This is a genomic window from Duganella levis, assembly GCF_009857605.1.
GTDB classification, from domain to species: domain Bacteria; phylum Pseudomonadota; class Gammaproteobacteria; order Burkholderiales; family Burkholderiaceae_D; genus Rugamonas; species Rugamonas levis.
The window spans coordinates 96,296-108,237 of the sequence record NZ_WWCT01000012.1 but is presented as its reverse complement, the minus strand read 5'-3'; the positions used below and the strand labels follow the sequence as shown (position 1 = coordinate 108,237).

General features: G+C 62.5%; 11 protein-coding genes and 2 tRNA genes. 6 read left to right on the top strand and 7 right to left on the bottom strand.

Going from position 1 to position 11,942, the window contains the following annotated elements; translation table 11 throughout:
- Positions 1-6: 6 nt before the first annotated feature.
- Positions 7-858: an STAS domain-containing protein gene (locus GTP69_RS15965; protein ID WP_161055784.1), complete on the bottom strand. Its 852-nt coding sequence runs from the start codon at positions 856-858 to the stop codon at positions 7-9.
- 168 nt (positions 859-1,026) lie between these two features.
- Here GTP69_RS15965 and GTP69_RS15960 point away from each other — a divergent pair, with 168 nt between their 5' ends.
- From GTP69_RS15960 to GTP69_RS15945, 4 genes are read left to right on the top strand one after another with little or no spacing between them, the layout of a single operon-like run.
- Positions 1,027-1,383, top strand: a complete 357-nt coding sequence (locus tag GTP69_RS15960) for a GntR family transcriptional regulator (RefSeq protein WP_161045751.1) — start codon at positions 1,027-1,029, stop codon at positions 1,381-1,383.
- Positions 1,380-2,237, top strand: a complete 858-nt coding sequence (locus GTP69_RS15955) for an ABC transporter ATP-binding protein (RefSeq protein WP_161055783.1) — start codon at positions 1,380-1,382, stop codon at positions 2,235-2,237. The genes GTP69_RS15960 and GTP69_RS15955 overlap by 4 nt, the downstream gene beginning before the upstream one ends.
- Complete coding sequence (locus GTP69_RS15950; RefSeq protein ID WP_161055782.1) at positions 2,234-3,178, top strand: hypothetical protein; 945 nt, start codon at positions 2,234-2,236, stop codon at positions 3,176-3,178. The genes GTP69_RS15955 and GTP69_RS15950 overlap by 4 nt, the downstream gene beginning before the upstream one ends.
- A gap of 4 nt (positions 3,179-3,182) precedes the next feature.
- Positions 3,183-3,917, top strand: coding sequence for a hypothetical protein (locus GTP69_RS15945; RefSeq protein ID WP_229260976.1), 735 nt, complete (start codon positions 3,183-3,185; stop codon positions 3,915-3,917).
- Between the two features lie 9 nt (positions 3,918-3,926).
- Here the strand turns inward: GTP69_RS15945 and GTP69_RS15940 are convergent, their stop codons facing one another.
- The 4 genes from GTP69_RS15940 to rnr all read right to left on the bottom strand — a co-directional run bounded on the left by GTP69_RS15940 (position 3,927) and on the right by rnr (position 8,710).
- A complete protein-coding gene (locus GTP69_RS15940) occupies positions 3,927-4,595 on the bottom strand; it encodes a YceH family protein (RefSeq protein ID WP_161055781.1) in 669 nt (222 codons plus the stop codon).
- Positions 4,596-4,606: 11 nt separating this feature from the next.
- Complete coding sequence (cysE, locus tag GTP69_RS15935) at positions 4,607-5,344, bottom strand: serine O-acetyltransferase (protein ID WP_161055780.1); 738 nt, start codon at positions 5,342-5,344, stop codon at positions 4,607-4,609.
- 133 nt (positions 5,345-5,477) lie between these two features.
- Positions 5,478-6,224, bottom strand: coding sequence for a 23S rRNA (guanosine(2251)-2'-O)-methyltransferase RlmB (gene rlmB / locus GTP69_RS15930; protein WP_110848355.1), 747 nt, complete (start codon positions 6,222-6,224; stop codon positions 5,478-5,480).
- Positions 6,224-8,710: a ribonuclease R gene (rnr, locus tag GTP69_RS15925; RefSeq protein WP_161055779.1), complete on the bottom strand. Its 2,487-nt coding sequence runs from the start codon at positions 8,708-8,710 to the stop codon at positions 6,224-6,226. Before rnr ends, rlmB begins: the two co-directional genes overlap by 1 nt.
- A gap of 284 nt (positions 8,711-8,994) precedes the next feature.
- On the opposite strand from rnr, the gene GTP69_RS15920 reads away from it, so the two are divergent.
- Positions 8,995-9,079, top strand: a tRNA-Leu gene (locus GTP69_RS15920).
- A gap of 45 nt (positions 9,080-9,124) precedes the next feature.
- On the opposite strand, the gene GTP69_RS15915 is transcribed toward GTP69_RS15920, so the two are convergent.
- A complete protein-coding gene (locus GTP69_RS15915) occupies positions 9,125-10,720 on the bottom strand; it encodes an ATP-binding protein (protein WP_161055778.1) in 1,596 nt (531 codons plus the stop codon).
- A 148-nt stretch (positions 10,721-10,868) separates the two neighbouring features.
- Between GTP69_RS15915 and GTP69_RS15910 the strand changes: the two genes are divergently transcribed.
- Positions 10,869-10,953 (top strand) — tRNA-Leu (locus GTP69_RS15910).
- Positions 10,954-11,004: 51 nt separating this feature from the next.
- Here the strand turns inward: GTP69_RS15910 and GTP69_RS15905 are convergent.
- On the bottom strand, positions 11,005-11,925 hold the full coding sequence (locus GTP69_RS15905) for a LysR family transcriptional regulator (protein ID WP_161055777.1): 921 nt from the start codon (positions 11,923-11,925) through the stop codon (positions 11,005-11,007).
- Positions 11,926-11,942: the final 17 nt, after the last annotated feature.

Genomic DNA, 11,942 nt, shown 5'->3' with positions numbered 1-11,942 from the left:
CTGCGCTCACGCCTTGCGGGTGATGGTCGCGCCGACGCGCGCCAGGGCCACAACAAAGGCGTCGGCCAGCGTCGCCTTGGTCACCACGTCCTCCAGATTGACGCCGAGGTGCACGATGGTCTGGGCGATCTGCGGACGAATGCCACTGATGATGCAGTCGGCGCCCATCAGGCGCGCGGCGGCGATCGTCTTCATCAGATGCTGCGCCACCAGCGTGTCGACGGTCGGCACGCCGGTGATGTCGATGATGGCGATGGCGGCGCCGGTTTCGACGATTTTTTCCAGCAGGCTTTCCATCACCACCTGGCTGCGCGCGCTGTCGAGCGTGCCGATCAGCGGCAAGGCCAGGATGTCCTGCCACAGCTTGACGACCGGCGTCGACAGTTCCATCAGCTCATGCTGCTGGCGCACGATGATCTGGTCGCGGCTTTTCTGGAACACTTCCAGCGTGTACAGGCCCAGCTGGTCGAGCAAGGTGCTGATCGCCCACGAGGCGTCGGCCAGCACCGCCGGTTCGGCGTCCAGCTCACGCCGCAACATGGTGAACAGCGGCTGCTTGAGCGAAAACACGAAGGTCGCGGTTTCATTTGGGGACGAGCCCTGCTTGGCGCGCTGGGTCGACACTTCGCCCAGCAGATTGCGCACTTCGTCCCACTGGCGCAGGTTGGTGTCGCCGGTGCCGCCGGTGGCGATGGCGGCCGGCAGCAGCGCCAGGAACTGGCGCGTGTGGCGCTGCATGGTCGCTTCATCGCTGCGGAAGCTCTTGCCCGCCAGCTCAGTCGCCCAGATGGACAGGATATCGCTTTCGTGTTGCGTGATCAGATTGCCGAGGCGCTGATCGATATTATTTGCAGTCATCAAATCCCCTAGAATGTTTATTGAGGTAACTATCAGACTATATAACATTGCCGCAATAATCACGGCGCTCAATCGTGCGCAGCAGGCAAAATTGTTTGCTTTTTTGATTCGTAGTGTTATAGTTCACTACAACACCACTTCATTAACACACGTAAGGGGTAACTATGTATGTGGAATGACAACGCGCCGATCTATCGGCAGCTCAAGGACAAAGTCGTCGGCATGGTGCTGGACGGCTTGCTCAAGCCAGGCGATGCCCTGCCCTCGGTCCGGCAGATCGCCGCCGAGTATCAACTCAACCCAATCACAGTATCGCGTGCCTACCAGGAGCTGGTGGACGAAACGCTGGTCGAAAAACGGAGGGGAATAGGTATGTATGTGACTGATGGCGCCCGCGACAAACTGCTGGCCACCGAACGCGAACGCTTCCTGCGCGAAGACTGGCCCGTGGTGCTGGAACGCATTCGCCGCCTGGGCCTGGACCTGGAATCGCTGCTGAAACCGGCAGCCGGAGGTGCGGCATGAGCGCCGTCATCACCGCCGGCGGCCTGAACAAGCGCTACGGCAAGCAGGCCGCGCTGGACAACGTCAGCTTTACGGTGGAGTCCGGCCGCATCGTCGGCCTGATCGGCCCCAACGGCTCCGGCAAGACCACCACCCTCAAGGCTATCCTCGGCCTGACCCCGTTCGAGGGCCAGCTGTCGGTGCTGGGCATGGACCCGCGCCAGCAGCGCGAGGCGCTGATGAACGAGGTCTGCTTCATTGCCGACGTCGCCATCCTGCCGCGCTGGCTCAAGGTCAAGGACGCCATCGATTTTGTCGAAGGCGTGCATCCGCGCTTCAACCGCGCCAAGGCCGAGAAATACCTGGCCAACACCAAGCTGACGCCGAACATGAAGGTCAAGGCTATGTCCAAGGGCATGGTGGTGCAGCTGCACCTGGCGCTGGTGATGGCGATCGACGCCAAGCTGCTGGTGCTGGACGAACCGACGCTGGGGCTGGACATCCTGTACCGCAAACAGTTCTACCAGAACCTGCTGGAAGACTACTTCGACGAACACAAGACCATCCTGATCACCACCCACCAGATCGAGGAAGTCGAGCACATCCTCACCGACCTCCTGTTCATTGAGAACGGCAAGATCTCGCTGGCGGCGTCGATGGATGAGGTGAGCGAGCGCTTTACCGAGGTGATGGTCGAGCCGCAATTCATCGCCGCCGCCAATGCACTGCAACCGCTGAGCCAGCGCACCGTGTTCGGCAAACCGGTGATGCTGTTCGACGGCGTCAACCGCGCACAACTGTCTAATTTTGGCGAACTGCGCACGCCCAGCGTGGCCGACCTGTTCGTTGCGACCATGAAAGGAAGCTACGCATGAAAACCCTGAAATGGCTGATCAAGCGCGAGATGTGGGAAAACAAGGGCATGCTGCTGTGGACGCCCATCGTCATCGCCGGCGCCGTCGTCGCCTTGATGTTCACCGGCCTGATCCTCGGCAACCTGGATAATATCCGACTGTACAACCAGCCGCTCAGCGTCACCATCGAAGGCACGGCGCGCACCCGCATCGTCGAGACCATGGGCGAGATGTATGTCACGCCCGGCATGCCGATCCTGATGGTGCTCGGCCTGCTGGTGTTCTTCTACTGCCTCGGCGCACTGCACGACGAGCGCCGCGACCGCAGCCTGCTGTTCTGGAAGTCGCTGCCGGTGTCGGACAGCATGACCGTGTTGTCCAAGCTGGTGACGGCGCTGGTCGTCGCGCCGCTGATCACGCTGGGCGTGGCCATCGCGGTCGGGCTGCTGATGGTGCTGCACTTGTGCGGCCTGGCGGCGATGCACGGCACCAATCTGTTCGGTGCGCTGCTGATGACGCCGCAGTTCTATCTGACGCCGCTGCGCATGGTCGCCCTGCTGCCGGTGTACATCCTGTGGGCCTTGCCGACCGTGGGCTGGCTGCTGATGGTGTCGAGCATGGCGCGTTCCAAAGTGTTTCTGTGGGCGGTCGGCACGCCGATCATCACCACCCTGCTGCTGGTGTGGGCGCAAAAAGCGCTGCACTTCGGCGTTGATGCGATCTGGTTCGCCAGCCACATCTCCAGCCGCATCCTGCTGGGCGTGGTGCCGGGCTCGTGGATCGGATTCGACCGGCCGCCGCTGAGCGTGCCGCCGGAAACGCCGGGCGTCTCGGTGTCGACCATCATCTTCGAGGCGTCGTGGAGCACGCTGGGCAACGCCAGCGTATGGATCGGCGCCGCCGCCGGCGTGGCCATGATTGCGGTCGCCATTTACATGCGCCGCCGCCGCGAAGAAGTCTGACAGCATGACCGCCATGACATGGAGCCGCCACGCTGCCATCGCCACCTTGCTGCTGCCGCTGTTGTGGCAACAGCAAGCCCGGGCCGAAGATGACGCCGGACAACTGGTGGTCATCAACGGCACCCGCAGTCCGGAGCTGCAACCGTACCGCTACATGCTGTCCGGGCTGGACGCCTTCGACGACAACCACGAGCTGGCGCCGAACGCATCGCTGGTCCGCTTCCGCCTGTATAAAAGCAGCAAAGCGCCGGCCGACGCTTTCGACAGCCTGACGGTAAGGCTGTTGGGAGACCAGACGGAAATCCCGCTGCCGCTGGCGGAAGACCACAGCTTCTCCCTGCCCCGCAACCGCGCGGCGGAAGACGACAATGCGGACGTGGTGCTGAATCAGAAAAAGAGCTACTACAGCTGGATGCCGGACGTGCGCAGCGCCGGCGTTCCGGCCGGCACGCGCCGGCTGGGCGATATCCGGCTCGAATGCCGGGTGCTGGTAAGTGTGGCGAAGAACTACATCCCGTTCTTCGTACGCGCCCTGATCAATACCCTGACGCTGACGACGGACTGGTGCTCGTTCAAGGACTTCAAACTGAGCGTGCATGCCGACCGTGACATTACCAGCGCCACCCTGATCGACGGCGCCACCCGCGTCGAGCTGAAGGTCAGCAAGGACGGCAAAAGCTACTCCGTCCCCATCGGCAACAAGCAATACGCCAACGACGCCCTGATCCAGTTTGAATAATATCGATCGTTATTCGAACTGCTTGCGGAACTCGGCAAACTGCGCGGTCAGGTCTTCCACCTGGCGGCGCAGTTGCTGCACTTCCTGCTCCAGCGCGCCAACGCGGCTGCCCTGCGCGACCGAACCGCCCAGGCTGGCGGCGGTTTCTTCGCGCGCCAATGCTTCTTCGCCGCCCAGCAACTGGCCGTAACGCGGCTCCTTGGTGCCCGGCGCCAGCGGCAACTTGGACACCAGTGGCGGGTATTTGTCGATCAAGAATTGCAGCGCCTGTTCAACATCGGCCACCGATTTGAAATCATGCAGGCGGCCGCTGCGGGTGCGGATCTCGCCGGCGGTTTGCAGGCCGCGCAGCATCAGGATGCTCAGCACGGCCACCTTGTCCTGCTCCAGCGACCACTTGATGCGCATGCGGTGCTCGTACTTGGTGACGCGCGCGCCAGCCTGGGTGATGCCGTTGACGTACTTGCGCTGCATCAGCCGCTGCAGCACTTCGGACACCGCTTCCTCCGACAGCGCCATCACCGGATCGCGGCTGGACAGCTGGTTGCAGCCGTTGACCAGCGCGTTCAGCGACAGCGGGTAGTTATCGGGCGTCAGCGCTTCCTTCTCGGCCAGCACGGCCAGCACGCGGATTTCAAACGGGTCCAGCACTTCTGCGCCATCGGGCGTATCTTCCATGACTTGCTTCCTTATTCGACGAGCTTGTTCAGTTGGTCAGAATTCAATTTATCACACTCGGGCACGCTCTGGCATTCCAGCCCGGCCGCCCGCATGGTCGCCGCCAGCTGCTCGATGCGCTGCTCCTGCTTGGCGGCGTGTTCGATCAGTCCGCGCAGCGCTTTCGACAGCGGATCGTCGCCGTTGGGCGTGACGCCGTAGGCGGCGAACGGGTTGCCGGCGGCGTTGAGTAAATCCTTTTGTACGATGTGGGCCGGATTGCCGACGGCGGTCGCCCCTGGCGGTACCGGTTTCAGCAGCACGGCGTTGGAGCCGACCTTGGCGTAGTCGCCGACCGTAAAACCGCCCAGCACCTTGGCGCCGGCGCCGATGATAACGCCGCGTCCCAGAGTGGGATGGCGCTTGGCGCCGGTATGCAGCGAGGTGCCGCCCAGCGTCACGCCCTGGTAGATGGTGCAATCGTCGCCGACTTCGGCGGTTTCGCCGATCACCACGCCGAAGCCGTGGTCGATGAAGACGCGGCGGCCGATGCTGGCGCCAGGGTGGATTTCAATGCCGGTGATGATGCGGGCCAGGTAGGAGACGAAGCGGCCCAGCCATTTCAGCTTGTGGGTCCAGTACCAGTGCGCCCAGCGGTGCAGCACGATGGCTTGCAGACCCGGATAGCAGGTCAACACCTCCCAGGCGTTGCGGGCGGCGGGATCGCGTTCGATGATGCTGTTGATGTCCTGGCGGAGGCGGTGGAACATGGTTGTGCGGGGATAACGACGGTAACGCTGTAATGGTAGCGTACTTCCAACCCGGAACCCCGGTGAGACGGGGTCAGACCCCGTCCGGGGTCAGACCCTGGACGGCGGAACGCCCCGGGGGTCAGGAAGGCTGTTAGCCTTCCTTGGCGATACGTTGACGGCGTGCTTCGTACAGGCAGACACCCGACGCCACCGACACGTTCAGACTCTCAACCGAGCCGAACATCGGAATGCTGACCAGCATGTCGCACGTCTCGCGCGTCAGGCGGCGCATGCCCTCGCCTTCCGAACCCATCACCAGCGCAGTCGGGCCGGTGAAGTCGGCTTCGTACAGGCCTTTTTCGCCATCATCCGACGTACCGATCAGCCAGATATCGCGATCCTTCAGGTCACGCAGGGTGCGCGCCAGATTGGTCACGGTGATGTATGGCACGGTCTCAGCCGCGCCCGACGCCACCTTGGCCGCCGTCGCATTCAAACCAACCGCGCGGTCCTTCGGCACAATCACCGCATGCGCGCCAACGCCATCGGCCACGCGCAGGCAAGCGCCCAGGTTATGCGGATCGGTAATGCCATCCAGCACCAGCAGCAGCGGCGGACCATCAATCGCATCCAGCAGCTCATCCAGGTTGCGCGCCAGCGCCAGCTGCGACGCAAACGCAATCACGCCCTGGTGACGACGGGTGCCAACAATCTTGTCCAGACGTGCCGAATCGACCGGCATCACGCGCACGCCAGCCGCTTTCGCGTTGGCGATCAAATCCTTCATGCGGCGGTCGTCACGACCGGCATCGACGAAAATTTCTTCCACAGAGGCGGCCTCGTGACGCAAACGCGAGGTCACCGCGTGAAAACCAAAAATCATTTTGTTCTTACTCATTATCGCTTCTTCTTACTATTAGAGGCAGCTTTGACTGCTCTGGGTTTGGCTGCGGGTGCAGCCTTGGTCTTGGCTTTCGGCCGGGCCGCGCTCGGCTGAGCAGCAGCCGGCTTGGCGGCTGCTGGCTTGGCGACAGCGGCTGGCTTGCGCGACGGCTTGCCCGCCTTGGCGGCCGGCGCCGGGATCGCCGGAGCCGGCTTGATATTGGTCTTGCGATCTTTGGCCTGACGCTCACCCTTGTCAGGACGTGGCGGCGGCGCATCGGCCCCTGCCAAGCGCAGATCGATCTTGCGCGACTCCAGGTCCACGCGCACCACCTGCACGCTGACGTGGTCGGTCAGCTGGAAGGTCTTGCCGGAGCGTTCGCCTTTCAGCTCATGACGCGCATCGTCGTACTGGAAGTAATCCTGGCCCAGGTCGGTGATGTGCACCATGCCTTCGACGAACAGCTGATCCAGCTGCACGAAGATGCCGAAGGTGGCCACGCCGGTGATGACGCCGGTGTATTCCTCGCCCAGCTTGTCCTGCATGAAGTAGCACTTCAGCCAGTTCTCGACATCGCGCGACGCTTCGTCGGCGCGGCGCTCGTTGGCCGAGCAGTGCACGCCCAGCGCGTCCCACACGGTCAGGTCGCCGGCTTTTTTCTCTTTGCCCTCGGCCTTGTCCTTGGCTTGCTGCTTGCGGGTAGCGTTCGAGACGTTGGTGTTCAGCACGCTGGTGCTGGCAATCTTCGGCTCGTATTTTTTACCCAGCAGGATGGCCTTGATGGCACGGTGCGTCAGCAAGTCCGGATAACGGCGAATCGGGCTGGTGAAGTGGGCATACGCCTCATACGCCAGGCCGAAGTGGCCGATGTTGTCCGGCGAGTAGACCGCCTGCTGCATCGAGCGCAACAGCATGGTCTGCAGCAGCGACGCGTCCGGACGCCCTTTGATCTCGCGCATCAGCGCAGCGTAGTCGCCCGCAGCCGGCTTGTCGCCGCCCGCCAGATTCAGGTTGACCTGCTTGAGGAAGCTGCGTACTTGCTTGAGCTTCTCACCGCTCGGCGTCGCGTGAATCCGGTAGGTGCCTGGATGCTTGTTGCGGATCAGCAGGTCGGCCGCGCAAACGTTGGCGGTCAACATGCATTCTTCAATCAGACGGTGCGCATCATTGCGGGTGCGCGGGATGATCTTCTCGATCTTGCCGTTCGGATTGCAGACGATATAGGTTTCGGTGGTCTCGAAATCGATGGCGCCACGTTCCGCGCGCGCTTTCAGCAGCGCCTGGAACACGTCGTACAGATTCAGCAGATGCGGCACGATGCCTGGGCGGCGCGCGGCTTCCGGGCCCTTGGTGTTACCCAGGATGTCGGCCACTTCGGTATAGGTCAGGCGCGCAGCCGAGTGGATCACGGCCGGATAGAACTGGTAAGCCTTGATCTCGCCCTTGGCGGTGATCACGGCGTCGCACACCAGCGTCAGACGGTCGACCGCCGGGTTCAGCGAGCACAGGCCGTTGGACAGTTTTTCCGGCAGCATGGGAATCACACGGCGCGGGAAGTAGACCGAGGTGCTGCGCTCCAGCGCGTCGGCATCCAGCGCGTCGTTCGGCTTGACGTAGTGGCTGACGTCGGCAATCGCGACGATCAGGCGGTAGCCGTTGCTGCGGCCGATCTTGACCGGTTCACAGTAGACCGCATCGTCGAAGTCGCGCGCGTCTTCGCCGTCGATGGTGACCAGCGGCACGTCGCGCAAATCGACGCGTTCGCCCCAGTCGGCTTCACGCACATGGTCCGGCAGCTTGGCGGCTTGTTTCAGCGCGGCGTCCGAGAAGATGTGCGGCACGCCGAACTTGCGCACGGCAATTTCGATTTCCATGCCGGGATCGTCCAGCGAACCCAGCACTTCGACGATCTTGCCGACCGGCTGCTTGAAGCGCATCGGCTGCTCGGTCAGCTCAACGCTGACCACCTGGCCAGCCTTGGCCTTGCCGACCGAACCTTCCACCAGCACGTCCTGTGAAATGCGCTGGTCTTCCGGCGCGACCACCCACACGCCGCTCTCGTTCAGCAGGCGGCCGATGATGTGGGTATTGGCACGCTGGGTGACTTCGACAATCGTGCCTTCCGGGCGGCCGCGGCGGTCAACGCCGATGACTTTGGCCAGCACGCGGTCGCCATGCAGCACTTTCTGCATTTCCTTCTCGGGCAGGAACAGGTCTTCGCCCGGCTCGTCCGGGATCACAAAGCCGAAGCCGTCGCGGTGGCTGCTGACGCGGCCGGCGACGAAGCCGGTCTGCGCGGCCAGCGTGTAGTGGCCAGCGTCATCGATCAAGATCTGGCCGTCACGCTGCATCGCGTTCAGGCGACGCGACAGGATGGCCTGGGCGTCGGTGCCGACTTTCAGCGATTTCGACAAGGCGCGCAGGTCCAGTGGACCGTCGACGCTGCGGAAGATGCCGAGAATTTCCTCACGGCTGGGAATGGTGTGTGTAGATTGGCTCAAAAGTTTTCTTATTTTTACAGTGTTAGCATATATATGGCACGACGACAGGCGTAGTGTACTTGGAATCGCCTTGCTTGACTAATTCATGCCGGATCGAGGGTGTCTCAAAAAATATTCTTGGGAGGTATTTGACATCGCCGGGGATTGCTCTATAATTCTGGTCTCTCGCAGCGCAAGCGGCGGGATCTGCAAGACGGGTTGATGTGCAGTAAGGAATGTAAAAGTTCATCTGGCGCAAAACTCTCCCGGTCGATATAATAGCAGAGTTGTTGAGCAGTATCAGTGCCCACGTGGCGGAATTGGTAGACGCGCATGGTTCAGGTCCATGTGCCGCAAGGTGTGGGGGTTCGAGTCCCTCCGTGGGCACCATAGAATTCCGTGTTAAAAGCCTCCTTCGGGAGGCTTTTTTCATTTCTACTCCGTCCATTCCAGTTTCAGGTGCGCGCCGATCTCGCGCAGCAGGTCGTGTTCATTGACCGGCTTGGACAGGAAGGCGTTGGCGCCCACCTCCAACGATCGCTCCTCCTCTTCCGGCGTGGAACTGGCGGAAATCATCAGCACAGGCGTATCGGCGGTGCGCACGTCACCACGCAGGCGGCGCATGATTTCCAGGCCGTCCATGCCGGGCATGATCATATCCAGCAGCACCATGTCCGGCCGCACCGACTGCGTTTGCGCCAGCGCCGACATGCCGTTTTCCGCCTCAAAGGTGCGGAAGCCGAGCGCACCCAGCAGGTCGCGCAGCAATGCTCGGTTGGCCGCCACGTCGTCCACCACCAGAATCGTCTTGCGCGGACCGACATAGCCGGTGGCAACGCGCTCGCCGCTCATCAGCACACCGGGCGCGTCCACCACTTTCAGCGTCACATCAAACCAGAAACGGCTGCCTTTGCCGGGCGCACTTTCCACTTGCAAGGCGCCGCCCATCAGCTGCACCAGCTGGCGGCTGATCGCCAGCCCAAGACCGGTGCCGCCGGCGCGCCGCGACGCATCGCCCACCTGCTCGAACGGCCGGAAAATGGCCTCCTGCTGATCGGCGGCGATGCCGATGCCTTCGTCGACCACTTCGAAGCGCAGGCGCGCTACGTCGGTCGCCTGATCCGGCGCCGGCGGCAACGGCGACACGCGCAGCCGCACCGCACCGCGATCGGTAAATTTGACGGCGTTGCCGAGCAGGTTCAGCAGCACCTGGCGCAGCCGCGTCTCGTCCACGCTAACCGCCAGCGGCAAGGCGTCCATCAACTCCAGCTCGAAGTACAGATGCTTTTGCTCGGCACGCACGCGCATGATGTCGGCTACCACCGACAGCAGATCGCCCAGCCGTACCGGGCGCGGATGAAATTCCATCTTACCGGCATCGACCCGCGACAGGTCGAGCACGTCGTTGATCAGCGCCAGCAAATGCTGCCCGCCCTGCTGGATGGTGCTGATGCCGGTCTGCTGCGGCACGCTCAACCCCTTGTCGCGCTTGAGGATCTGGGCATAGCCGAGAATGGCGTTCAGCGGCGTGCGCAACTCGTGGCTCATCGACGTCAGGAAGGCGCTCTTGGCGCGGTTGGCGACCTCGGCGCGCTCCATGGCGCTGCGCAGGTCGTCGTTGGCTTTTTGCAGCTCGGCATTGACCGCCGCCAGCTGCGCCGGGCTTGGGATGCGCAGCGCGATCGGAATCAGGCGCACCATGGCGATGGCCGTCACCACCGAGGCGACGGCGGTTATCGCCTTCAAGCCAACAGCCACCACATAATCAGGCCGCCAGATCACCCACACATCCATGACATGGGTGGCGCCGCAAGCGAGAATAAATACGCCAAAAGCGATGAACATCCAGTCGAACGGCATGTCGCGCCGCTTGCGGATGAAGTACACCAGGCTGATGGGAATGGTGAGATAAGCCAGCGCAATCAAGGCGTCGGAAACCACACTGGTCCACAGAATGGACTGCATCCACAGGAAGCAATGCCCATGCGGCATGAAGTTCTGGCTATCGAACCAGTTGCTGATGATATCCATCGCACTCCCCGGTGTTATCGCAATGACAGCACCCAGCTTACGAAAGTGCATCGCAACTGGCAAGCACAAAAACACTTGCAGAAAAGGAGTTGTTACCGTATAGTGCTGGCCTCTGACGCGTTCTACGCAGCAGAGCAAGTAGTAAAATGCCCACGTGGCGGAATTGGTAGACGCGCATGGTTCAGGTCCATGTGCCGCAAGGTGTGGGGGTTCGAGTCCCTCCGTGGGCACCATAGAATTCCGTAGAAAAGCCGCAGACATATTTCATGTGTCTGCGGCTTTTTTCATTTCCGGTGCGCTGAAATCACCTCCAGCACCATGCTGCGGAACCAGATGAAACGGCCATCCATCTGATCGGTGCGCCGATACAACATTGAGATCGGCTCCGTCGGCAGCGCCAGCGGCGCCTCGCTGACCGCGAGACCGTACAGTGGCGCCACGCACATCGCCGTCACCTCGGGCACGGTGGCAATCGCCGGCAACGCGCGCAACAGCGACGCCACGGACGCATGGCGCGAGACGCCGGCAACAATATTGCGGCGGATGCCCGCAGCGGCCAGCACCTGGTCGAAGTTCGCTTCCTCGCTACCTTCCGACGACACCACCACGTGTTGCGCCTTTGCATAGTCCTCGATACCCAGCGGCGATGGCAGGCTGAGCTGACTCGGATCATAGAGGCAGACCAGGCGCTGCTCGAACAGCGGCTCACGGATATGCCATGACGGCGGCTCCTCATGCACCGCGAGGCTCATGTCATGCGCGCCACTTTCCAGCAACTGCACCGCATCGCGCTTGCTCGACGCCACCGCCAGCACGCGCGCAGCAGGCGCCAGTTCGCGCACGCGCGCCGCCAGCTGACCAAAAAACCCCGCCTCGAAGTTGTCGCACATGCCGATGCGAAACTCCCCCTCCCAGCCAGCCGGATCGAACGCCTCGGGCGCCTGCACCGCGCGCTCGATGGTCGCCAGCGCCCGCGCGATTTCCGGCGCCAGGGCCAGCGCCCTCGGCGTCGGTTGCAGGCCGCGTCCGACGCGGACAAACAATTCGTCGCCCAAGGCCTCGCGCAGCCGCCGCAGCGCGCCGGACAGGCCGGGCTGGCCGATGTACAGCCGCTCAGCCGCTCGGCTGACGCTTTGCTCCTCCATCAGGACGGAAAACACATGGAGAAGGTTGAGATCGAGATTGCGTAGTGTCGTTGGTTTCATCGCTGTCAGAGATACAT